Origin of the sequence: Exiguobacterium sp. SH4S7, from assembly GCF_004336795.1 — a bacterium.
In the GTDB taxonomy this organism is placed as follows: domain Bacteria; phylum Bacillota; class Bacilli; order Exiguobacteriales; family Exiguobacteriaceae; genus Exiguobacterium; species Exiguobacterium aurantiacum_A.
On the sequence record NZ_SJUT01000001.1, the window covers coordinates 168,829 to 192,431 of the forward strand.

Annotated in this window: 25 protein-coding genes; 20 read left to right on the forward strand and 5 right to left on the reverse strand. The window is 52.1% G+C overall.

Annotated features, from left to right (window positions below; all coding sequences use genetic code 11):
• The first annotated feature begins 68 nt into the window (after positions 1–68).
• Positions 69–1,976, forward strand: coding sequence for a GAF domain-containing hybrid sensor histidine kinase/response regulator (locus EVJ29_RS00775; protein ID WP_131504597.1), 1,908 nt, complete (start codon positions 69–71; stop codon positions 1,974–1,976).
• Positions 1,969–3,048, forward strand: coding sequence for an HD-GYP domain-containing protein (locus EVJ29_RS00780; protein WP_131504598.1), 1,080 nt, complete (start codon positions 1,969–1,971; stop codon positions 3,046–3,048). Before EVJ29_RS00775 ends, EVJ29_RS00780 begins: the two co-directional genes overlap by 8 nt.
• Before the next feature lie 41 nt (positions 3,049–3,089).
• Here EVJ29_RS00780 and pruA read toward each other — a convergent pair whose 3' ends face one another.
• Positions 3,090–4,634, reverse strand: a complete 1,545-nt coding sequence (gene pruA, locus EVJ29_RS00785) for an L-glutamate gamma-semialdehyde dehydrogenase (RefSeq protein WP_131504599.1) — start codon at positions 4,632–4,634, stop codon at positions 3,090–3,092.
• A 170-nt stretch (positions 4,635–4,804) separates the two neighbouring features.
• On the opposite strand from pruA, the gene EVJ29_RS00790 reads away from it, so the two are divergent.
• The 3 genes from EVJ29_RS00790 to EVJ29_RS00800 all read left to right on the forward strand — a co-directional run bounded on the left by EVJ29_RS00790 (position 4,805) and on the right by EVJ29_RS00800 (position 7,675).
• A complete protein-coding gene (locus tag EVJ29_RS00790; RefSeq protein ID WP_131504600.1) occupies positions 4,805–5,608 on the forward strand; it encodes a hypothetical protein in 804 nt (267 codons plus the stop codon).
• A 12-nt stretch (positions 5,609–5,620) separates the two neighbouring features.
• Complete coding sequence (gene bcp, locus EVJ29_RS00795; RefSeq protein WP_070328593.1) at positions 5,621–6,058, forward strand: thioredoxin-dependent thiol peroxidase; 438 nt, start codon at positions 5,621–5,623, stop codon at positions 6,056–6,058.
• 240 nt (positions 6,059–6,298) lie between these two features.
• Positions 6,299–7,675: an alanine/glycine:cation symporter family protein gene (locus tag EVJ29_RS00800; RefSeq protein ID WP_131490067.1), complete on the forward strand. Its 1,377-nt coding sequence runs from the start codon at positions 6,299–6,301 to the stop codon at positions 7,673–7,675.
• A 36-nt stretch (positions 7,676–7,711) separates the two neighbouring features.
• Here the strand turns inward: EVJ29_RS00800 and EVJ29_RS00805 are convergent, their stop codons facing one another.
• Positions 7,712–9,418: a methyl-accepting chemotaxis protein gene (locus EVJ29_RS00805; protein WP_131504601.1), complete on the reverse strand. Its 1,707-nt coding sequence runs from the start codon at positions 9,416–9,418 to the stop codon at positions 7,712–7,714.
• 215 nt (positions 9,419–9,633) lie between these two features.
• Between EVJ29_RS00805 and gatC the strand changes: the two genes are divergently transcribed.
• The 7 genes from gatC to EVJ29_RS00840 all read left to right on the forward strand — a co-directional run bounded on the left by gatC (position 9,634) and on the right by EVJ29_RS00840 (position 16,541).
• Positions 9,634–9,924 carry an Asp-tRNA(Asn)/Glu-tRNA(Gln) amidotransferase subunit GatC gene (gene gatC, locus EVJ29_RS00810; protein ID WP_016509877.1) on the forward strand — a complete coding sequence of 97 codons (291 nt, stop codon included), beginning with the start codon at positions 9,634–9,636 and terminating at the stop codon, positions 9,922–9,924.
• 11 nt (positions 9,925–9,935) lie between these two features.
• A complete protein-coding gene (gatA, locus tag EVJ29_RS00815) occupies positions 9,936–11,378 on the forward strand; it encodes an Asp-tRNA(Asn)/Glu-tRNA(Gln) amidotransferase subunit GatA (RefSeq protein ID WP_131438799.1) in 1,443 nt (480 codons plus the stop codon).
• 11 nt (positions 11,379–11,389) lie between these two features.
• Positions 11,390–12,820, forward strand: a complete 1,431-nt coding sequence (gene gatB, locus EVJ29_RS00820) for an Asp-tRNA(Asn)/Glu-tRNA(Gln) amidotransferase subunit GatB (protein WP_070328598.1) — start codon at positions 11,390–11,392, stop codon at positions 12,818–12,820.
• 62 nt (positions 12,821–12,882) lie between these two features.
• Positions 12,883–13,884, forward strand: a complete 1,002-nt coding sequence (locus EVJ29_RS00825; RefSeq protein WP_131464130.1) for a diacylglycerol kinase — start codon at positions 12,883–12,885, stop codon at positions 13,882–13,884.
• 95 nt (positions 13,885–13,979) lie between these two features.
• A complete protein-coding gene (rlmD, locus tag EVJ29_RS00830) occupies positions 13,980–15,341 on the forward strand; it encodes a 23S rRNA (uracil(1939)-C(5))-methyltransferase RlmD (RefSeq protein WP_131464128.1) in 1,362 nt (453 codons plus the stop codon).
• A 71-nt stretch (positions 15,342–15,412) separates the two neighbouring features.
• Entirely contained in the window at positions 15,413–15,949 is a 537-nt protein-coding gene (locus EVJ29_RS00835) for a GNAT family N-acetyltransferase (protein ID WP_035386431.1), read from the forward strand.
• A gap of 64 nt (positions 15,950–16,013) precedes the next feature.
• Positions 16,014–16,541: a DM13 domain-containing protein gene (locus EVJ29_RS00840; protein ID WP_236633342.1), complete on the forward strand. Its 528-nt coding sequence runs from the start codon at positions 16,014–16,016 to the stop codon at positions 16,539–16,541.
• A 103-nt stretch (positions 16,542–16,644) separates the two neighbouring features.
• On the opposite strand, the gene EVJ29_RS00845 is transcribed toward EVJ29_RS00840, so the two are convergent.
• The 3 genes from EVJ29_RS00845 to EVJ29_RS00855 form a co-directional block, all read right to left on the reverse strand.
• Positions 16,645–17,364, reverse strand: a complete 720-nt coding sequence (locus tag EVJ29_RS00845; RefSeq protein WP_070328602.1) for a Fic/DOC family protein — start codon at positions 17,362–17,364, stop codon at positions 16,645–16,647.
• Positions 17,364–17,603 (reverse strand): antitoxin VbhA family protein, encoded by a 240-nt coding sequence (locus tag EVJ29_RS00850; protein ID WP_016509872.1) that lies wholly within the window; start codon positions 17,601–17,603, stop codon positions 17,364–17,366. Before EVJ29_RS00850 ends, EVJ29_RS00845 begins: the two co-directional genes overlap by 1 nt.
• A 96-nt stretch (positions 17,604–17,699) precedes the next feature.
• Positions 17,700–18,659 (reverse strand): DUF5692 family protein, encoded by a 960-nt coding sequence (locus EVJ29_RS00855; protein WP_131464126.1) that lies wholly within the window; start codon positions 18,657–18,659, stop codon positions 17,700–17,702.
• A gap of 219 nt (positions 18,660–18,878) precedes the next feature.
• Between EVJ29_RS00855 and EVJ29_RS00860 the strand changes: the two genes are divergently transcribed.
• The 8 genes from EVJ29_RS00860 to EVJ29_RS00890 all read left to right on the forward strand — a co-directional run bounded on the left by EVJ29_RS00860 (position 18,879) and on the right by EVJ29_RS00890 (position 23,372).
• Complete coding sequence (locus EVJ29_RS00860; protein ID WP_131464124.1) at positions 18,879–19,481, forward strand: TetR/AcrR family transcriptional regulator; 603 nt, start codon at positions 18,879–18,881, stop codon at positions 19,479–19,481.
• 97 nt (positions 19,482–19,578) lie between these two features.
• Entirely contained in the window at positions 19,579–20,565 is a 987-nt protein-coding gene (locus EVJ29_RS00865) for a tRNA dihydrouridine synthase (protein ID WP_131438788.1), read from the forward strand.
• A 54-nt stretch (positions 20,566–20,619) separates the two neighbouring features.
• Complete coding sequence (locus EVJ29_RS00870) at positions 20,620–21,126, forward strand: GNAT family N-acetyltransferase (protein WP_131504603.1); 507 nt, start codon at positions 20,620–20,622, stop codon at positions 21,124–21,126.
• A gap of 108 nt (positions 21,127–21,234) precedes the next feature.
• Positions 21,235–21,561, forward strand: coding sequence for a PadR family transcriptional regulator (locus EVJ29_RS00875; RefSeq protein ID WP_071398061.1), 327 nt, complete (start codon positions 21,235–21,237; stop codon positions 21,559–21,561).
• Positions 21,558–22,088: a DUF2812 domain-containing protein gene (locus EVJ29_RS00880; protein ID WP_131438786.1), complete on the forward strand. Its 531-nt coding sequence runs from the start codon at positions 21,558–21,560 to the stop codon at positions 22,086–22,088. The genes EVJ29_RS00875 and EVJ29_RS00880 overlap by 4 nt, the downstream gene beginning before the upstream one ends.
• 14 nt (positions 22,089–22,102) lie before the next feature.
• A complete protein-coding gene (locus EVJ29_RS00885) occupies positions 22,103–22,615 on the forward strand; it encodes a hypothetical protein (RefSeq protein ID WP_131438785.1) in 513 nt (170 codons plus the stop codon).
• Positions 22,616–22,677: 62 nt separating this feature from the next.
• Entirely contained in the window at positions 22,678–22,848 is a 171-nt protein-coding gene (locus EVJ29_RS15370) for a hypothetical protein (RefSeq protein WP_161567002.1), read from the forward strand.
• Positions 22,849–22,880: 32 nt separating this feature from the next.
• A complete protein-coding gene (locus EVJ29_RS00890; protein WP_131490061.1) occupies positions 22,881–23,372 on the forward strand; it encodes a hypothetical protein in 492 nt (163 codons plus the stop codon).
• Positions 23,373–23,603: the final 231 nt, after the last annotated feature.

Below are 23,603 nucleotides of genomic sequence, written 5' to 3' on the forward strand. Positions count from 1 at the left end.
TAAAGGCTCAATAACCACTCCGATTATGCCGATACTCATATACACAAGATCAGTTAAGGGGTGTAATCATGAGTCAAACCGTTGCAGCACTAGAGAGTCAGCTTCATAAACAAGAAAAACTCCAACATCTCGTTTCGTTATTGTTGAATCGATTTTTGACGACGTCATCAGCGGATTTTGCTTCCCGTGTCAACGAGTCGTTGGCAGAATTAGGCGATTATTTTCAAGCGGACCGTGTGTACGTGTTTGACTATGATTTTAAACAAAATGTTTGTCACAACACGTTCGAATGGTGTGCCGCTGGAATTTCTGCTGAGATTGATCATCTTCAAAACGTACCTCTTGACGCGTTGCCCGATTGGTTGAATACTCATATCCGAGGCGAGACAATGTACATCCCGAGCGTTCAAGCCTTGTCAATCGACAGTGGGATCCGCCAAATCCTTGAACCGCAGCAAGTTCAGAGTTTATTGGCCGTCCCAATGATGAGAGGCGACAGCTGTCATGGATTCGTAGGTTTTGACTCGGTCTTGACAGAACGGACGTACTCCTCATATGAACGACAAGTGCTAGGCGACTTCAGTAACGCGCTTCTAGGTGCGGTCGAACGTCACCGGATTGAAGAGCAACGTGAAGTGATCTATCAAGAACTCATCGAGGCGAAGCAGCTAGCGGAACAAGCAAACGTTGCGAAGAGTGAATTTTTGTCGAACATGAGCCATGAGATCCGGACGCCGTTAAATGCAATCCTTGGATTTGCCCATTTGATCAAGCGCGAAGTGACCACTTCGAAAATCGAACGTCGAATTGATGACATTTTACAGAGCGGAGAACACTTGTTGACGCTCATTAACGAGATTCTCGATATGGCGAAAATCGAATCGGGAAGTGTGCAAGTCGTTAAACGTGCCATTCGTCTACACGATCTGATGGAGGAGCTTCACCGGACGTTTGGCGTGATGGCTCACCAAAAAGGAATCGATCTTTCATTTGAGATTCAAGACGGGGTACCGCCCCACGTTGTCAGCGACGAGACCAAAGTAAAACTAGTTTTAATGAATTTGATTCAAAACGCCTTGAAGTTTACGGATGTCGGTCGCATCACGGTGTCTTTGGATGAGTCAGACCACGCCCTCCGTTTCTCGGTCGCAGATACAGGGCGAGGAATTAGTAAGCAAGAGCTCGGTATGCTGTTTGAGCCGTTTTATCAAAAAAAATATACGGATCAACCGCAAGGGACGGGGCTGGGTCTCCCGATCAGTAAACACTATGCTCTCATGCTCGGGGGAGACATTCATGTCGAGAGCGAGATAAAGCGAGGGAGTCGTTTCACATTCACGCTCCCGATAGAACCCGGACCACACATCGAATACCTCCAGACCCAGGCGGCGGAGTGGACAACGGTCAGTTTCTCGAATATCCATACGTTAGTCGTCGATGACACGCCGGCACATCGGGAAATCCTCTCAGACTTGCTCGTTCCGAGTGGCTGTACGATCCGTCTTGCATCGACAGGGACGGAGGCGATCGAACGTTGGCAGTCGGAGAATTTCGATTTGATTTTACTCGATTTACGCTTGCCGGATATGGGCGGGATTGATGTGCTCAAACAATTCAAACGACATGTCGACTGTCCACCGATCCTCATCATTTCGGCCAATGCGTTTGAAGATGATCGACGGATGGCGCTAGAAGCCGGGGCAGACGAATTCATTCCGAAACCATACCATCCACATCAATTGTTTGATGCGATCCGACGCCATACGAGAACGTCCCGCAGAAAAGAACCACAGGTGATCGCTCAACTTTTGGCGGCGGTGCAAGAAGGTGACGTGACCACGATTGACTTTTTATCGACGAAGTGTAAGCAAGATGTGCCTCACATCAAGACGATTCTTGAAGCTGTGGATCGGTTTGATTATGAGACGGCGATTCGGTTGCTACATTTAGAATTGACCGGTGTTGACGATGAGTGAACTGAACACGAGAACGGTTTTTGTGGTGGATGACACGCCTGCCAACCTACGTCTGCTCTACGAAATATTAGACGAAGCAGGGTACAAGGTGCGGGTTTTCCCGAACGGACAGCTCATGCTTCATGTGATGGGACGTATCCGGCCCGATGTGATCTTGTTGGATATCATGATGCCTGACATGGACGGTTATGCAGTATGTGAAGCGGTCCGTGAGCGCTTCGGTCAACAAATCCCTATCATTTTTTTGAGCGCACTGACGGAGGCGTATGATAAGGTCCGTGCTTTCGAGGTCGGGGGTCAGGATTATATCACGAAGCCGATCCATCCTCAGGAAGTGTTGTTGCGTGTAGGGGCGCAGTTGAAACAAGTGAATGAACGTGAACGCTTTTCATCTAACTTGGCGGCGAAAGAGACAGAACTGAAAGAGTATCAAGAAAGCCTTGTGAAAACGTTGCTCCGATTGTCGGAATTACGCGACAACGACACGGGAAACCACATCGAACGCGTCCAAGCGTTGGCGACAACTTTTGCGGAACTTCTAATTCAGGAGCCGAGGTTTCAAGTGAGCCCTTTGTTTGTAGAAGCGATCCGTCTGGCGTCTCCTTTGCACGACATCGGAAAAATCGCAGTCCCGGACTCGATTTTATTAAAATCAGGTAAGTTATCGGATCAGGAATGGGAATTCATGAGAGAGCACGTCCGATTAGGCGGAGCAGTGCTTCAAGAGCTCCACCATCAATTCCCGAATAATTATTTTATTTACATGGCGATGGACGTCGCTCTATATCATCACGAAAGATGGGATGGCCAAGGGTATGTACACGGTCTTGTTGGTGAGGCGATCCCACTCGCTGCCCGGATCGTGACGATTGTGGATGTATATGATGCGCTTCGAACATCAAGACCGTATAAAGTGGCGTATTCGCACGAACAGGCGCTAACGATCATGAGGCAAATGGAAGGCGCGTTCGACCCGAACTTGTTCGAGGTGTTTACTGCCCACGAGTCCCTTATGTCCGATACGTTTGAATCAGTTCTTGAAGTGGACACACAAGTTCTAATACTAAAATAATAGACGCGACTCCTCGGAGTCACGTCTATTTTTAAAGCTATTTAGAACGTCTCTGACGTCGTTTTCGCTTGCATGTGGAGCTGGATGTAATCCGGCCCGCCTGCTTTTGAATCGGTCCCTGACATGTTGAAGCCGCCGAACGGCTGATAGCCGACGATCGCGCCTGTGCAACCACGGTTGAAGTACAAGTTGCCAACGTGGAAGTTTTGGCGTGCGTATTCTTGGTTCGAGCGGTCACGCGTCAGCACAGCGCCCGTCAAGCCGTACTCGGTGTTGTTGGCGATGTCGATCGCTTCTTTGAAGTCTTTCGCTTTCGTGAAGGCGACGATCGGCCCGAAGATCTCTTCTTGCATGAGACGTGCTTTCGGTGCCACGTCGGCGACGACCGTCGGCTCGACGAAGTAGCCGGTCGAGTCGTCCGCTTTACCGCCCGTGACGATGCGTCCTTCTTCTTTCGCGATGTCGAAGTACGACGTGACCTTCTTGAACGCGGCCGCATCGATGACCGGTCCCATGAAGTGCTCGTTCTGCTCGGTGTTTCCGACTGACAGTTCGTTCGTCAATTCGATGACGCGGTCGAGCACCGTGTCATACACGCTATCGACGATGACGGCGCGTGAACAAGCTGAACATTTTTGTCCCGAGAAACCGAACGACGATTTGACGATCGACTGGGCCGCGAGTTCGAGGTCCGCTGATTCGTCGACGACGATCGTGTCTTTTCCACCCATCTCGGCGATGACACGTTTGAGCCAGATTTGGCCGTCGTTCAACTTCGAGGCGCGCTCGTTGATGCGCAGACCCACGTCGCGTGAACCAGTGAAGCTGATGAAGCGCGTCTTCGGATGGTCGACGAGGTAGTCGCCGACTTCAGCGCCCGGTCCCGGGATGAAGTTGAGGACGCCTTTCGGGAGACCCGCTTCTTCCATGACCTCGACGAATTTCGCCGCGACGATCGGTGTCGTCGAAGCTGGCTTCAAGAGGATCGTGTTACCGGCGACGATGGCCGCGACGGCCGTTCCTGCCATGATCGCGAACGGGAAGTTCCATGGGCTGATGACGATCCCGACCCCGAGTGGGATGTAGTCATAGCGGTTGTACTCGCCCGGACGGCTCTCGACTTTCTTACCCGGTTTAAGTTCGAGCATTTGACGCGCATAGTACTCCATGAAGTCGATCGCTTCCGCCGTGTCCGCGTCCGCTTCGTTCCAAGGCTTGCCCGCTTCTTTGACGAGGTAGGCCGAGAACTCGTGCTTCCGTTTACGGACGATGTTCGCCGCTTTGAACAAGACGTCGGCACGGACTGACGGGTCGACGTGACGCCACGTGTCGAACGCTTTGAGCGCTTCTTGCATCGCACGTTCCGCGAGTTCTTGGTTCGCTTTCGAGACGTGTCCGATGACTTCGTCTTTATTGGCCGGGTTGTAAGACGTGATCTTACCTTCCGTCGTCACTTTTTCCCCACCGATCACGAGCGGATAGTCCTGACCAAGCTCCCCGTTCACTTTCTCGATCGCCGCTTGAATCAAGGCAGCGTTCTCTTTGTTTGTAAAGTCTGTGAATGGTTCATGTTTGTATGGAATCATTCTCGTTCCCCCTTAAAGTGATTATGCAGTTAAGCGCTTACGTCTGTATTGTATCGGAATTCTTCATGAAATCCTAGTGAAACAATTTTCCGGAAAAGCGTGTCGTTTCCGCTCTAAATTCAGTCGTGGTAGGATGGTGAAAAGAGATCGATCGAGGAAGGAATGATTGGATGAGAAAATGGATGTTGCCGCTGGCGCTCACACTCATGCTCGGCGCTTGCGGGAATGAAGAGGCAGCACCGGTCGAAGAGACGAAACGACCGCTCCCGGACGCGGTCGAGACGGTGTATGCATCGTATCAACAAGCGCTCCGTGACGGGGACGCCGATGCGCTCGCGGACATCGACTACGCTGCTGCCCGGACCGACATCCCGGCGACTGGTGCCGTGACGCGTGACTTGACGCCAGGTGACATCGTCGAGAGTTGGGTGAACGAGGATGAGGACGTCGCCTATATCGTCCATGAGATGGAGGATGGTGACGGGAACGAACTGCCGAACCGGCTCGCCAAAGTCGCGATCAAGGAAGGCGACGATTGGTCGCTCGTCGTCACACCGGCCTTAGTCCCGGCTGACGTGATCGGTGAGGTCGGGGAGTTGTTGACGGGGATCGAAGCGAGCGAGTACGGGGTGAACGCTGAAGCGAACGCCCGTCTCGCCGACGTGCCGGAAGATGAGGCCGGACCGATTTACGACCGGGTCAACGCCCAGACGGACTATGTCGCGCTCGAGGCGGACAATAACGTCTTCCTGCTCATGTCAGAGACGCTCACCGTCCCGGAAAACCAAACGATCATGACCGATTATTTTAAAGCGTATCAGACGTGGTATATCGACAATGAGGCCGCGCTTCGCGACGCGGCCGCGACGGAAGACCCGGTCGACTATCTCGAAGTGCTCGACCCGCTCAAACAAAAACTAGAACAAGCGATCGACGGATATGACGAACAGCTCGTCGACCCGTCGTTCGGATAAGGAGGAAATCAGATGTTAGCACCAACATTTACACTACCGAACCAAAATGGGGACATGGTCGCACTCGAAGATTATCGTGGCCAGAAAGTCGTCCTCTATTTCTACCCGAGAGACGCGACGCCGGGCTGTACGACCGAGGCGTGCGATTTCCGTGACGCCGCACCGAAGATGAGCGGGGCCGTCGTCATCGGCATCTCGGCCGACAGCCAGAAGAAGCATCAAAACTTTATCGAGAAGAACGATTTGCCGTTCGACTTGCTCGTCGACGACACGCATGAAGTGTCAGAACTATACGGCGTCTGGCAGTTGAAGAAGAATTATGGCAAGGAATATTACGGCATCGTCCGCTCGACGTTCCTCATCAACGAGGACGGCTATATCGAAGAGGAGTGGCGCGGCGTCAAAGTGAACGGTCACGTCGACGAGGTCGTCGCGGCGCTCGCCAAATAAGTTGGACCCAACCGATTTCCCAATAGGGGAGGTCGGTTTTTTTGATGAAGTGAATCGTTACATTTTTATTTCAAATACTAAAGTCGGAAACAGGATAAAACCGAGCGTTGAACAGATATATTACAAAAACATTACGCGGAATCGGTATGATTTCACCCCGCGTCAACTTGACGAAGTTGTGAATGTTCTGAAAAATATAAACCAGCAGTCAAGCGAATACATACATAGGGGGAACATCACGTGAAGCAGTTTGAAAGTTGGGTGACGAGTCTATCGAACTTCGTCTGGGGACCACACTTGCTCATATTATTGATCGGGACGGGCATCTTCTTGACGTTCCGGCTCGGATTCATCCAAGTGACACGGCTCGGGTTCGGCTTGAAAGAAGCGTTCATCCCGAAGCAAAAGACAGGCGTGGAAGCCGAAAAACGAAAACGGCAACGTGGGGACATCTCGCACTTCCAAGCGCTCATGACGGCGCTCGCGGCGACGGTCGGTACCGGCAACATGGTCGGGGTCGCGACCGCGATCGTCCTCGGAGGACCGGGTGCGATCGTCTGGATGTGGCTGAGTGGCTTCATCGGCATGGCGACAAAATACGCCGAGGCGATCCTTGCCGTCAAGTATCGTACCGTCGATGAACGGGGCGAGGTTGCCGGCGGCCCGATGTACTATTTAGAACACGGGCTTAAAAAACGTTGGCTCGGCATGACGTTCGCCTTGTTCGCCTCGATCGCCGCGTTCGGTATCGGCAATGGCGTCCAGACGAACTCGATCAGTTTAGCGCTGAACACGTCGTTCGGTGTCCCGATGGTTGCGACCGGTATCATCATGATGGTCCTGACGGGGTTCGTCATCCTCGGTGGCGTCAAATCGATCGGGAAAGTCGTCGGGATTTTCGTCCCGGTCATGATTTTCGCTTACGTCGGGGCCGGGCTCGTCATTTTAGTCACGAACTTCGACTTGATCCCGTCCGCGTTCGCGACGATCTTCTCGAGTACGTTCAGTGCCGAAGCAATCGGCGGCGGAGCGCTCGGTGCCGCGATCCGTTACGGGGTCGCGCGCGGCGTGTTCTCGAACGAGGCTGGGCTAGGCTCGGCACCGATCGCGGCCGCGGCCGCGAAGACGGATTTCCCGGGACGGCAAGCGCTCGTCTCGATGACACAAGTGTTGATCGACACGCTCATCGTCTGTTCGATCACCGGGTTGACGATCGTCATGGGTGGTCAGTATACGGAAGGGCTGCAAGGCATCGAGCTGACGCAAGCGTCGTTCGCTTACTTCCTCGGCCCGATCGGTGAACTCATCGTCACGATCTCGCTCGTCTTCTTCGCCTTCTCAACCGTGATCGGCTGGTGTTATTACGGGGAACGCTCGGTCCATTACCTGCTCGGGGAGCGGGCGATCGTCCCGTACCGGATGGTGTACATTGTCGTCGCCGGACTCGGTGCGATGACGACGAACTTGAACTTGATTTGGGCCGTCTCGGACGTCTTCAACGGTCTGATGGCGATTCCGAACTTGATCGGGCTCTTGTTCTTGTCAGGTGTCGTCGTCGCCGAGACGAAGCGGTTCGAACTTGAGATACGGAAAGAGCGGCAACAGTCGGCCGCATGACAAAGGACGCATTCCCGAGGGAGTGCGTCCTTTTGTTTACACTTTGAACTGGCCGATCAACTCGCTCAACTCGTCCATCTTCCGTTGCGACGCTTCGGTGACACGGTTCAACTCACTGAACCGGTCGACCGACAGCGTCACTTTCTCGGCGATGTCTTGCGTACCGAGCGCCCCGTTATTGACCGTCACGGCGACGTCTTGAATGACGCCGATCATCGCGGCCGTCAATTGTTCGAGTTCGGTGGCCGCTTCGGCGAATTCAGAGGCGGTCGCCTCAAAGCGCCCGGCGTCTTCGCTGTAGCGTTCGGCCGCTTCTTCGAGCTGGTCGTAATCTTTCAATACGTTCGTATCGAGGAAACCGAGCATCTCGCTCGACGTCTCATTTAAATGATCGACCGAATGGAGCACGGTCGTCGAGATCGCTTGGATTCGTTCGACGGTCGTCCGGCTCGTCTCGGCCAGTTTACGGATCTCGTCGGCGACGACGGCGAACCCGCGTCCCGCCTCACCGGCCCGTGCCGCTTCGATCGAGGCGTTGAGCGATAACAGGTTCGTCTGAGCCGCGATGTCTAAAATATCGTTCGTGAGCGTCGCGATCTCGCGGACGGCCTTGGCGTCATGCATGGCCCGTTCGAGATTGTGCCGTGTCGAGGACAAGACGTCGATCGCTGACGCCTTCGCTTCGACGGCGTGGCTGCGGAGCGCCATGGCCCGGGCATCGACTTGTTCCGCCTCAGTTTTTCGTTCGGCCGCCATCGTCACGATGTTGTGAAGCGTTCGTTCCATATCCGACGCGGAGGCGTTCATTTCCTGGGCACTCGCCGCGGTCTGTTGCATGCCGGCCGTCAAGTCCTCGGTCGTTGCGGCGGTCGTCGTCATATACGAATCAAGCGCTTTCAATTCGTCGTACATGCGAGTGGATTGCTCGGTCACCCCGCGTGAGACGCCGTTCACTTGTAAAATAAGTTGGCGCAGGTTGGCGATGAATTGGTTGAAGTCGCGCGCGAGCCCAGAGAACTCATCACGTCGCTTCACCGGGATCGACGTCGTCAAATCGCCTTGGCTCGTCGCAAGTTCGCGCATTTTCACTTTGAACTCGTTCAACGGCTCGAAGATGGAGCGGAAGATGAACACCATCATGAGTACGGTGAAGACGACAGCGGCGATCATGATAACGATGAGCGTGAGTTGGACTTGTGCAAACAACGCTTCACCAGTCTCGATGTCAGAACGAATCCCATCGCGGTTCAAGTTGACGAGGAGACCGAGCGTATTCGACAGGGCGTCTGCGCTCGGGGTGGCCGTGTCCCGGATGTAGGCGTCGGCCGCGGCTTGTCCTTCTTCATTCGAGATGCGAATCAATTCCTCAATGTTTGTCTGGAATGTGGTCCATTGTGTCGTCGTCTGATCGAACAGTTCACGGGCGGCCTTGTTGTTGTTGATTGTCGACTCATAGCCGGTCAGCTGTTGCTTTAAAATCGTGATGCCGGTCTCAATGCTGATTTCGACATTTTGCTTTGTCACCTCGTCCTCGACTAGAGCGTGGCGCATCATCTGCTGGCGAATCTCGAGCAACTGCTTGTCGATTTGATGAATTTGGTCCATGCCGGGCACCCAAGAGACGTTCATGTCTTGTTGGGCTGCCTTCGAGGCGTTCAACGCATAGAATGAATAGCCGCTCACACCGAGTAATAAGACTAGCAGGACGGTGAAGGCGACGATCAATTTGTTACGGATTGACATAATGATCCTCCTCGGGAAATGTTTGCTACTCTCTTAGCATAATGAGAATTGTCCGTGTACCGTATAGTCGTTTTTTGAAACGAGTCAATATTCTAGCGCGATTCCCTAACTTTCAAAAAATGATCATCTTTGACCGAATTGGATTTTCTTTTTTGTCTTATGGAAAAGTGGTATGATAATGAACGATGTATTGAAAACTGTTGGAGGTGGAACCTTTGGCTCGAATCACTGAAGCTGAAGTTCGGCACGTCGCCGGACTCGCCCGACTTGCGATCACGGAAGATGAAGTGACGCACTTCACGGAGCAATTGACAAAAATCCTCGAGTTCGCCGAGCAACTCGATGAACTCGATACAACGGGCGTCATCCCGACGACCCATGCCCTAGATTTGAAAAACGTAATGCGCAAAGACGAGGTCCGCCCGTCACTTCCTCGCGAGGAAGTCGAACGGATGGCGCCTGATTGGGAGAACGGCCAAGTCCGCGTCCCAGCCGTCTTTGAGTAAGGAGGCCCTTCATGACACTATTCGATCACGGTGTAGCCAAGCTACATACCTTATTAAAAGAAGGTGAGGTCACGGTAACGGACCTCGTCAAAGAATCATTTGACCGCATCGAAGCGACCGATGACAAAATCGGTGCGTTTCTCACGTTGAACGAGGACGCGTTCGAGCAAGCGAAACGGATGGACGATCTCGCCAAGACAGCGGAGAACCCGCTCTTCGGATTGCCGATCGGCGTCAAAGACAACATCGTCACGAAAGGGACACGCACGACGTGTGCCTCGAAGTTCCTTGAGAACTTCGTCCCGGCCCATGACGCGACGGTCGTCGAGCGTCTTCACGACGCCGGTGCCGTCACGATCGGGAAGTTGAACATGGACGAGTTCGCGATGGGTTCATCGAACGAGAACTCGGCGTTCAAAGTCGTCCGTAACCCGTGGGATACGACGCGCGTGCCAGGCGGCTCGTCAGGCGGTTCGGCCGCGACAGTCGCAGCCGGACAAGTACTGTTCAGCCTCGGTTCGGATACGGGTGGCTCGATTCGCCAACCGGCAGCTTACTGTGGCGTCGTCGGGATGAAACCGACGTACGGTCTCGTGTCACGTTACGGTCTCGTCGCGTTCGCCTCGTCACTCGACCAGATCGGTCCGCTCACGCGCTCGGTCGAAGACAACGCCTATTTATTGAACGTTATCTCAGGTCATTGCGACATGGACTCGACGTCGGCGACAGTCGACCTTCCGGACTATACGAAGTCACTTCATGGCGACATTAAAGGCATGAAGTTCGCCCTGCCGCAAGAGTTCATGGCAGAAGGCGTATCAGACGGTGTCCGCAAACAAATCGAACAAGCGGTCGAGACGCTCAAGTCGCTCGGTGCGACCGTTGAGACGGTATCGCTCCCGACTGTGAAATACGCGCTCCCAACGTACTACTTACTCGCTTCATCTGAGGCGTCTTCGAACCTCGCTCGTTTTGACGGCATCCGTTACGGACGTCGCGCCGAGGCTGATGCGCTCGAAGAAGTGTTCACGTATTCACGCGAGCAAGGGTTCGGCGAAGAAGTGAAACGCCGCATCATGCTCGGGACGTACGCGTTAAGCTCAGGTTATTACGATGCGTTCTACAAGAAGTCGCAACAGGTGCGCACACTTATGAAGCAAGACTTCGCGCGCGTGTTCGAGAACTATGACGCGATCATCGGGCCGACTGCGCCGACGACGGCGTTCAAGCTCGGCGAACAACTCGAAGATCCGCTCACAATGTACGCCAACGACATTATGACAATCCCGGTCAACTTGGCTGGTGTACCAGCCATCTCGGTGCCGGCCGGTCTCTCAGACGGCCTCCCGGTCGGTCTACAGATCATCGGGAACCACTTCAGCGAACCAACACTCTACCGCGTGGCCCATGCTTTTGAACAAGCAAACGGCGGTTTTAAGATGCCACAGCTTTAAGGAGGACAACGATGAACTTTGAAACGATCATCGGGATCGAGGTGCACGCCGAGCTGAGCACGAAGTCGAAGATTTGGTGTGGCTGCTCGCGCACGTACGGTGCCGAAACGAATACGCAAACGTGTCCGATCTGTCTCGGACACCCGGGCGTTCTGCCTAAATTGAACGAAGAGGCGGTCAACCTCGCCATCAAGGCCGCGATGGCACTCAACTGTGAAATCGCGACCGATACGAAGTTCGACCGCAAGAACTATTTCTATCCGGATACGCCGAAAGCGTACCAGATCTCGCAGTTCGACCAACCGATCGGCTTTAACGGCCACGTCGATGTCGAAGTCGATGGCGAGATGAAACGGTTCCGCATCGAGCGGGTCCATCTCGAGGAAGATGCTGGGAAGATGAACCATACGGGCGAGAAACATTCGGTCGTCGACTTCAACCGGACCGGCTCACCACTCATCGAGATCGTCAGTGAGGCCGACATGCGGTCACCGAAAGACGCGGTCGCTTACCTCGAACGCTTGAAAGAAGTGCTCTCGTTCGCGGGCGTCTCGGACGTCAAGATGGAAGAAGGGTCGCTCCGTTGCGACTGTAACATCTCGGTCCGTCCGTTCGGTCAAGAGCCGTTCGGGACGAAGACGGAGCTCAAAAACTTGAACTCGTTCTCGAACGTCTTGAAGGCACTCGATTATGAGGAAGAGCGTCATCGTAAACTCCTCATCACGGGCGGCGTCATGCGTCAAGAGACGCTCCGTTTCGATGAGGCGGCGAAGAAGACGATCCTCATGCGCGTCAAGGAAGGGGCGGCCGATTACCGCTACTTCCCAGAGCCGGACCTCGTCCGTCTCGAGATCGACGAAGAGTGGAAAGAGCGCATTCGCAAAACGCTCCCAGAACTTCCGGTCGAACGCCGCGAGCGTTACATGAACAACTATGGCTTGTCGGCTTATGACGCCAAGGCGCTCACGTCGACGCGCGAGTTCTCGGACTTCTTTGAAGCGACGACAGCGGCCGGTGCCGAACCGAAAGCTGCCGCGAACTGGCTCATGGGCGAAGTGCTCGGCCACTTGAACAAGTCGAACGAGACGGTCGAGACGATGAAATTGACGCCGAGCTCGCTCGCGGAGTTGATTCGTTTGATCGGAGAAGGTACAATTTCTTCGAAGATCGCGAAACGCGTGTTCACGGCCATGATTGAAGAAGGCGCCGAACCGAAGGCGTACGTCGAAGCGAACGGTCTAGCCCAAATCTCGGACGAGAACTTGTTGCGCGGCTACATCCTCGACTTGTTCGAAGCGCATCCGCAGATGATCGAAGACTTTAAGAACGGGAAAGACCGTGCCAAAGGCTTCATCATCGGGCAGATCATGAAGCAGACGAAAGGGATGGCGAACCCGGCGCTCCTCGATGGCTTGTTCCACGAAGAGATCGCGAAACGTTAAGCAGCAGCGAGGCACTTGTGTCTCGCTTTTCGCTCGAAATGAGCATAGGGGAGAGAAACGATATGCAACGAAAACGCGCACGGGTCATCTATAACCCGACATCTGGAAAAGAAGTGATCAAACGGGAGCTCCCGTATATCTTGAACCGCCTCGAGGATGCGGGTTATGAGACGTCGACGTACGCGACGAAAGCGATCGGTGACGCGACACTCGAAGCCGAGCGGGCCGCGGCGGCCGAGTTCGACTTGATCGTCGCGGCCGGCGGGGACGGGACGTTGAACGAGGTCATCTCGGGACTCGCTCCACTCGATGAACGTCCGACGATCGGACTCATTCCGGTCGGAACGACGAACGATTTCGCTCGGGCGATGCGGATTCCTTTAAACGTCGTCGGTGCCCTCGACGTCATCTGTGACGGCTTCGAGATGCCGGTCGACCTCGGGGAGATCGAAGGCGAGGCGGGAGATATCCATTACTTCATCAATATCGCCGGCGGCGGCATCATGACCGAGCTGTCGTACGAAGTGCCGTCGAAGTTGAAGACGGCGCTCGGCCAGCTCGCCTACTACGTCAAAGGGATGGAGAAGCTGCCGCTCATCAAACCGACGTATATCGAGCTCGAGCATGACGAAGGGACGTTCAGCGGGGAAGTGATGATCTTCCTCACATCGAACTCGAACTCGGTTGGCGGCTTCGAGAAGATCTCGCCGCACGCGTCACTCAATGACGGCTTGTTTGACTTGTTCATCTTACGGAAATGTAACTTGTTCGAGTTCATCCACGTCGTCCGCTTATTGTTACGCGGTGAGCACTTGTCGAGCCCGCTCGTCGAGCACGTCAAGACGGGCCACGTCAAGATGAAGACGACGACGGAGCGGATGAGTCTCAACATCGACGGCGAGTACGGCGGCGAATGCACGGGTGAGATGCGGAACTTGTTCCGCCATTTGACGGTGCTCGCACCGAACGCGCGCATCCGCGAGATGGAAGAGTTGAACGCTCAGTACGAACGCGAACAGATGATCAAGCAATTGTTCAACGTGTCAAATGAGAAAGCAGAATAAGTCGGCTCGGCGTGGCGCTCACGCCGAGCTTTTCGTTGGCCTCTGAACGGGTAATGAACCAATACGTACTTCTCGAATCGGGAAAGGAGAGACTCATGCTACCAGTAACTAAAAACGACCGTCTCGACGTCCACATCCATGACCTCACACACGAAGGGGCAGGCGTGGCACGCGTCGACGGTTATACGTTGTTCGTGCCGAACGCGCTCCCGGGTGAGACGGTCGAGATCGTCGTGACGAAGACGAACAAACAGTACGGCTTCGCCCGGCTGATCGAAGTGAAACAAGCGAGCACGGACCGGGTCGAACCGCCGTGTCCAATCTTTTATCAGTGCGGGGGCTGTCAGCTCCAACACTTCAGCTATGACGGCCAGCTCCGTCAAAAACGGGACCGCGTCGTCGAGGCGCTCCAGCGGCTCGGCCAGTTCGACGTCCCGGTCCACGAGACGATCGGGATGCTAGAACCGTGGCGTTACCGCAACAAGGCGCAAGTGCCGTTCAAGCAAGAAGGAGATCGTCTCGTCGCCGGGTTCTACCGCCCACGCTCGCACGACATCGTCGAGATGAAGGAATGTCTCATCCAAGACGAGCGGAACGATGAGGCCGTCCAAGTCGTCCGCGACGTGCTCGCGGCGCACGGTGTGCCGGCGTATGACGAGAAGACAGGACGCGGCGTCATCCGCCACGTCATGGCCCGTTACGGGTACCATTCAGGTGAATTGATGATCGTCCTCATCACGAAGACGACGAAAATCAAAGGCGTGAATGAGATCGTCGCCGACATCTTGAAACGTCTTCCGGACGTGACGTCGATCATGCAAAACGTCAACCCGGACAAGACGAACGTCATCTTAGGGGCGACGAATAAGCTGCTCTATGGCCACGAGACGATTGAGGATAAGATCGGTGGACTGACGTTCACGATCTCGCCGCACTCGTTTTTCCAAGTCAACCCGGTCCAGACGGAGAAGCTGTACGGCAAGGCGCTCGAATATGCGCAGTTGACCGGCACGGAACAAGTCGTCGACGCCTACTGCGGCATCGGTACGATCAGTCTGTTCCTTGCCCGGAAAGCAGCGCACGTGTACGGCGTCGAGGTCGTGCCGGAAGCGATCGAGGACGCGAAACAGAACGCGCTCGTCAACGAGATCGATAACGTGACGTACGCCTGTGGCGCGGCCGAAGACGTCCTTCCGAAGTGGAAGCAAGACGGCATCAATCCGGACGTCATCGTCGTCGACCCGCCGCGCAAAGGCTGTGCCGAGTCGTTCCTCGAGACTATGGTCGAGATGGCACCGAAACGGATCGTCTACGTATCGTGTAACGTCGCGACACAAGCGCGCGATATGCGTTATCTCGCCGACCGCGGCTACGAATTAGTCGAAGTGACACCAGTCGACATGTTCCCGCATACGGCGCATGTCGAGACGGTGGCGTGGCTTGAAAAAATAGAATAAACTGAAAAAAATGACCTTCGATTTGTTAAAATCGGAGGTTTTTTAGTATCACGTTGGGGAGGAAAGTGCGAATGGAAATTCAGCGGTATATGGAATTAGACATTGACGAGAAATTGAACAATGAGTTAAGTGATTTGTTAGTGGCGTCATTTGAACCCCTCTATCCAAAACGCCGATATTTCAAGCAATTACCTCATCTTCGTCTCCTTGTTTTTGGAGACCGAGGTCAGGTTGTGGGTCATGTCGGGTTAGACTATCGGGTGATGAATTTGAACGGGCATCCGATTCAAGTTCTTGGTGTGATTGATTTATGTGTACAGGAAGATGTGCGTGGTAACGGGATTGGTGAAGCGTTATTGAACGAGGTTATTAGTATAGGAGAGACGAAACAGGTCGATTTTCTCTTATTGTTTGCGGATCGACCCGATCTTTATTTACGAGCCGGATTCAGCCATGTTGACAACGCTTGTTCGTGGCTCCAAATAGACGATGAGCGGCAGATGATACGCGGGATTGGGGAAGAATCGTTTGATGAATTGATGATTCGCCCCGTAGGTACGAAGGCGTGGACGGATGGTCGATTGGATCTGTTGGGTTATTTGTACTGAGTGCTCGCAGCCATCATAGGATGGTGAAGGGTTAGAGATTTTCTCATGAAATGGAGCGAAGATGATGCGAACCGTGACAAAAGTGATCCTAGGTATAGTAGGAGTAGCCGTCCTTTTGATTGGTTGGTGGCTCATTTCTCCGCTGTTCTTGGAAGAGACGGTTGATGAAGGACTTCCACCGACTTCACTTGATACAACTGTAGAAGAAGGAGAAGCTGAGGAGGCGACGGAACCTCCGGCTTCTGAGGATGATGGAGCCGCTACGGAGTTTACCGACTTGGCAGGGGTGTTCATGGATGGTGAAAAAAATTATGAGACGTCAGGCAACATTCAAACGATTCGTGCAGAAGATGGCGTGTACCTGCATTTCGAAGATTTCCAAACGACAAATGGTCCCGACTTGTTCGTCTATTTGATTCAGCCGGGGATGGAGACGACAGAAGGAATCAGCCTCGGTTCGTTAAAAGGAAATACTGGGAACCAAAACTATTTGGTTCCTGAAGACGTCGAGCTCACGCAATATTCAACAGTCGTGATCTGGTGCCGGGCGTTCGATGCAACTTTTGGTACGGGAGAGTTGAATCCCCAATAATGATCATGCATTCAAAATTTAGATCGTCGTTTAATTATATTTGAAAATAAACAACCTTAGAGAGGCCGGTGAGCGGTTTCTCTAAGGTTGTCTGTTTTTTGAATTATGATTCATGATGGTCTGTAGAGAATGGCTTTTCTTCATAACTAGAAACGTTATACGAACCAATTGTGCGATATTTTTCAGAAGAAGCGTCACTATCTGACAAGCTAGTAGAGACGTCGATAGATAAAGCATCATTTATGATTTTGTGTAAATAGGTCGGATCTGGCGCATCATTGATAGCGGCCATGACGAGTGCATTTCTAAGGTAACCGGCGTTATTAGAAAGCAGTTCTGCATTAAAAGGCAAATTATGATGTTGAGCGAAAAGTTTCATGAAAACAGAAACGGTACGGGTATTTCCTTCACGAAAAGGATGAACCCGCCACAAATCTGTCATTAGCTTAGCGAAATAGACGGGCAGTCGTATATTTTTATGGGTCCATGTGATTTCTTGTTTCCAATCAAAGATAGATGCTAAGTTCGTTTGAATCTGCAAAGAATCACTGTAAACCACAGATAAGCCACCCAAAATTCGCTCATTTTTATAGATATTGATTGAGCGAAATTCGCCGGCCCATTCATATAGTTCGTTGAATAGATGTCGATGGATTTGTTGCAGAGAATGATAACTATCGAAATCCACTTCCGAAATGAGTGACTCGATCTCTAATATGTTTGCAATGATGAGTTGTGCTTCAACATTAATCAGTTGTTGTTCGTCAGTTATCCCAAGTTTATTAATGAGTACATTTGTATGTGGGTAAACATAAGGATCCATTAGGATTGATGTGCTTTCGTATACTGCTCCATAATGGCTTGCTTAAATTGGGCTGAAGTGATCTCACCGTTTTCATATCGATTCAGCAATTTCTGTGTGAAGGGACTTGGTTTTCCCCCGTCGATTGCAGCCATACCAACTGCAAATTTTACTTGCCTTTGACGTTCGATATATGAGTTCTTATCCACTTTTATCACCCTTTTCACTTTGATCAACTTATTTACAATTATATCATACACGTAAAAAAATTTTTTGAAGAGCAACTTATTTTGAGCTGCTCTCAGAGCTATCTAAATTTACGTAGCAAAAGACGGGCCTCGTAGCCCGTCTTTTGCTTACAACGCTTTACCGATCGCGGTTTCCCGTTCAGGAACTGCATCTTCACGCAACGCGTTGATTTCTTTGTATTCGTTCGTATCTTTCCACAACTCGTCTTTCAACGGGTTGAGTTTGTATTTGACGATGCGCGTCACTTGCCAGACGGCGAGGACGACGTTCAGCGCAAGGCTGAACAGCGCGATCGTCCAGTTCGCTGCCGGATTATACGACACGCTCACGTTGAACGTGCTGCCGACGGCGAAGAAGTAAGGGAACGTCATGACCCACATCATCCAAAACGTGAGTGTCTGGGCACGGTTTTGCATCCACGTCCCTTTCGCCCAGAGCAGGACAGGAACCGTCGCGGCGATGTTCAAGGCGAACCCTGAATAGAACGCGTTACCCGGTGCACATGAATAGACGTAGGCGATATTCCAGATGCCGTAAGCAACAATCCAAAGCTTCGTCTGGTCTGGCCAGAGCATGTCTTTTTTCTTGCCGGATGTCGCGAAGATGCCGACCCAGCCGCAGATGAGTAGCAAGTTCAGGATCCCGGCAACGGCGTTCACGTAGTTCCAACCACCCGAGATGTAATTCATCCCGTCGACCATGCCTTCAAATCCCAGAATGCCGACTTGGAATTCTCGAACGACGGCCTCGGCGATATTGAGGGCCAAGATACCCGGCACGAGTATCAAGTACCATGGATGTTTTTTGTGATAATCGGTGAAGCGGATGACCATGTAAATCAAGCTTCCGGCGAGAGCGGAATACACTTTCACCCAGTGAAACCATGATGTGATTTCAGGGTCGGCGGTGAAGAACCAAATCGGGGTCAACACGATCGGAACCGCCATGAACATGAGAATGCTGGCTTTTTTGCTGGACCGGACGATTTCATTTAATCCGATCAACAAGCCGAATACGACGAACCACATGGCGACATTGTACCAAGGAATGGATTCAAAGAAGAACATAAATAACGCCCCTTTCATTTCTAAAGTATTGGTGACGAAACAACAATGAAAAATATGATGTCAATAAACATACCGAACGTTCGTTATGTTTATGTGAAAAGTGTAACAAACTATTGGAAGCGTTGTCAATGATGTTCGGGACGTCACAGGGACATGTCATAGAACCGTCAAATCATTATGATATAATTAGCCATTATTAAGTGAGGAGCGTCGAAGCACATGATGAACGAAGGGAAACAAAAGATATTAGAGGCGGCGCGAGCGACGATCATCGAGAACGGGATCCAAGGCACGACGCTTCGTGGCATCGCGAAGAAGGCGGGGCTTAGCACGGGCGCCATCTATCACTATTACAGTTCCAAAGAGGCCATTCTTTATGATGTGATGGACGAGGGCTTGGGCGAGATTCGCCGAATCGCGACCGTATCGATCGAAGACAAGAAAGAAGCCCATGCCATTATTCAAGAGATTTTCGACGGGATGCAAGACCGCTTGAAAAAAGATGCGGAGAGTCGACTACAGTTTTACTTGGCCCATGAGGCGATGCTCGGGAACAAGGAACTGCAACAAAAGTTCAAAGAGAAGTATGAGGAGTGGATCGACCGGGTGGAAGCCATCTTCGTACGAGCGTACGGTGTCGAGCGAGGTCCTTCGACACGAGCGGTCGCCGCGTGGACGATGGCAGCGATCGATGGGATGGTGCTCCAAACGTTGCTGCAGACAAATGTTGTCGAGCCGGAACATATGAATCGTGTATTGGAGTACTTGTTGCAAGACGGGTTCACGCACTTCTTCAAGATTATTGGGAATGAGGAGCGTTAAAAATTTCGAAAGTATTGTCAGTTGATACATTCCCCCATCCATAATAGAATGGATAAAGTGATTTTGTTGGATTGATTACGAAAGGGAATGATTTTATATGAACGAAAACTTCTGGCGCGACCTTCCGCGTCCATTCTTTGTACTTGCCCCGATGGAAGACGTGACTGACGTCGTCTTCCGTCACGTCGTCGCCCATGCCGGACGTCCAGACGTGTTTTTCACCGAGTTCGCCAACTCGGACAGCTACTGCCATCCGGAAGGGAAAGGCAGCCTGCGTGGACGCTTGACGTTCACGGAGGACGAACAGCCGATGGTCGCCCATATTTGGGGTGACAACCCGGACTACTTCCGCGAGATGAGCATCGGCATGGCCGAGATGGGTTACAAAGGTATCGACATCAATATGGGTTGCCCGGTCCCGAACGTCGCCAAACGCGGGAAAGGGAGCGGCCTCATCCTCCGTCCTGACGTCGCGGCCGAACTCATTCAAGCGGCGAAAGCTGGCGGCATCCCGGTCAGCGTCAAGACACGACTCGGCTTCGCAAAACTCGACGAGTGGCGCGATTGGTTGACGCATCTCTTGAAGCAAGACATCGCCAATCTGTCGATTCACTTACGCACACGCAACGAGATGAGTAAAGTCGACGCACACTGGGAGATGATCCCGGATATCGTGAAACTACGTGATGAGATCGCACCGGATACGCTCATCACAATCAACGGCGATATTCTCGATCGTCAAATGGGATTAGAACTCGTCGAGAAATACGGCGTCGACGGCGTCATGATTGGTCGCGGGATTTTCAAGAACCCGTTCGCGTTCGAGAAAGAGCCGCGTGAGCACTCGATGGAAGAGCACCTCGATCTTCTTCGTCTCCAGCTCGACCTGCAAGACAAATTCCAAGAAGACGTGCCGCGTTCGATCTCGAACTTGCACCGGTTCTTCAAGATTTACGTGAAAGGGTTCCCCGGGGCGAGCGACCTCCGTGTGAAACTGATGGATACGAAATCGACAGATGAAGTGCGGGCCCTGCTCGCCGAATTTGAAGGAAATAAACGAATAGAACAGCTGATTGAAAGCTAATTTTGGAGCGCATAGTCGCTCCTTTTCTATATTTATTAACAGGAGGACGAACAGATGATTCCAACTCGACAGACTGAGCGGCTGGTATTGAGGTCACTCACTCAAGAGGATTTAACAACATACGCCGCCATACTCGGTCAACGGGAGGTGAGCCGTTATTTAGGGGACGGGAAACAGAAGACTCGAGAAGATGCCGCGCACTTGCTGGCTCGTTTCCAGGAGCAGTGGATGGAATATGGCTACGGGGTCTGGGGTGTGGTTGAACGGTCGACGAACCAACTGATCGGTCATTGCGGTTTCTCACGGTTACCGACTGGCGATGTCGAGTTATTGTATGCTTTCGATCCGACCACATGGGGGAAAGGGTACGCGGTCGAGTCAGCTCAAGAGGCACTCGAGTTTCTCGATTTGCTGGCGGGAATAGGACCAATCATCGCGCTCAGCTATCCTGAAAACGAGCGTTCGCAACGGGTCTTGGTACGTCTCGGTTTTACGTATATGAAAGAAGATGATTATGCAGGCGTCAATTTGTTGGTGTATCAGCGCCACACGACAGGATGAGCAACCTATGGGAACATAGGTTTTTTTTGTAGACAATTATTGAAGATGAGCGTACACTCATTATATCGGGAGACGATATAACGGTAGACGAAGTAAAGGAGATAAACTATGACACAATCAGCAGGAACCGTCGCGTTGACGGAAGCGGTGTATTACATTTTATTGTCGCTACAAGTTCCGCGTCACGGGTATGGAATCATGCAATTCGTACAAGAATTGAGCGATGACCGTGTCCAGTTGGCGGCGGGAACATTATACGGCGCGTTAAGCAACTTAGTTGAAAAAGGATGGATTGAAGCAGTGGAGAAAGCGAGCGGACGAAAGAAAGAGTATGTCGTCACACCTCTAGGACAAGCAGTGCTTGAGGCCGAACTCGTCCGGCTCGAAGAACTCGTCACGAATGGAAAACAGTGGATTGGGGGAAACAAATCATGAAAACCAAAACGGTATATCGCTTTTACGCGGATTACGAAAAGGAAGAGGCTTGGTTGAACGATATGGCGGGTACAGGGTGGTTTCTTGAACGTTTTAGACTTGGGCGTTACACGTTTGTGCAAGGGGAGCCGAACAAATATACTTATCGAATCGAATTGATTGAAGAGGCACCAAGTCATCCGAAATCGGTCGCTTACTTTGAATTTTTGGAGGAAATGGGCATTGAGGTCGTCGCGACGACATTTCGTTGGGTCTTTCTCCGAAAACTAACAACTGACGGACCGTTTCGACTCTACTCAGACATTGACTCGAAGATTCGCCATGAACGACGGATTTTTCATCTGTATAGTTTTGTGTTGTATCTCAATTTATTTGTAGCATTCCTCAACCTGTCGAACGGTATCGAATCTTTCCTCTGGGTTCCTAATTTGTTAGTCAGTATACTATTTATCACATTCGTGCTGAAACAATATCGGAAACTTTCAAAGTTGAGGGAGGCGCGTCAACTGGTCGAACGGGATCAGTGATGGAGGAGAATCTGTTGGAACGTCTTCAAGGCGGGGACTTGCGTTCCATCGGACGGGTCGATGAGGTCGTCCAATTCGTTGGCGACGATTCAGAACGATTCGCGGAACTGATGGTCGGGTTGACCGATGACCGTCCTGTCGTCCGAATGCGAAGCGCGGATGCGGTCGAGAAGATCACGCGACGCTATCCTGAACTGTTGAAGGCGCATCAGGCGCCGCTCCTCGAACTTTTGCCAGCGTTCACCCAACAAGAAGTCCGTTGGCACGTCGCCCAACTGATGCCGCGGTTGCCGCTCAGCGATGACGAAGCGGGGCAGGTCGTCCGTGTTCTAAAAGCATGGATTGCTTCCGAGACGAGTAAAATCGTCATCGTCAATTCGCTCCAAGCGCTATTCGACTTGAGCGTCCGCTATTCGCGCTTCCATGATGAACTGATTGATTTGCTCCATAAACAACTCGAGACAGGAAGTCCGGCTGTCCGCAGCCGTTGTAACACATTGTTGGCTAAATGGCGAGAGAGTGAGTGAAAAATGAAACATTTTATTGGGTTAATTCGTATGTAGTGAGCGGAAGGAAGGTGGTGGTGGAAATGAACGAATGGCGCGAATCAGCGGTCGGGCTTGGTCTTATTTTCGGAACGGCTGCCGGGATGATCATCTCTCTACTATTCGATTTTACGGTTGCATACGGGATTGTCATCGGCTCGATAATCGGCTATTTGATTGGACTCATCATTTCCATTCGCGCGATGAAACAATGACTATGATGATATAAGAGTGGGAGGCAAATAACATGAGTGAATTTCAATTTATGACGAGCGATAGACCGCTAAAAGAAGTCGAAAATCCATATATCGAATTCTTATCCATCAACGAGGCCATCAAAAAAGGTGTCGTGTTGCCTGAAATGCTCACAGACGACGAAGACCTCGATCGCGACGAAAAGATTTTGATGCACGTCGAGGCAGAAGAGCAACTCGACGAGATTGAGGTCAAACGAGAACTTTATTATGCAGAGGAAAACGTCGAAGCGTACTCGAAAAAACCGCACGTCGCTGAATTGCGTTGGCGCTACACCGAAACGAGAGCCCAGCAACTCGTTGACTACATCACCGACCACCTGAAGACGGCGGATGAAGTCGAGATTTGGAAAGTGTGGGTCGATGAACAGACCGAACCGAGCGTTCGTTCGATCACGCTCGACGAGTTGACGATTGATGAGTTGCGGTTTTTAGGGGATGTCGGGTTTGAGCGGCCAGAGTGTCTCCATGTCGTAAAATCGTGACATTTTCGTAAAATGCTTGTAGATTTTCCGGACGTGGTATCATGTTCGGTTTTTTGTCTCCTCTTGAAAAAAACTGCTACATAACAAGAGAATAGTTGAAGCGGGAGTGGGGACACGATTATTCGGTTGCTCACTCTTTTCATTTCTTGTACGAACTGACCGACGTCAAGTGGGCGGCTAGTGTGATGCCATCGTGAAGGAGGTTTCGAAGTCGCTGGCGAATTGTAGCAA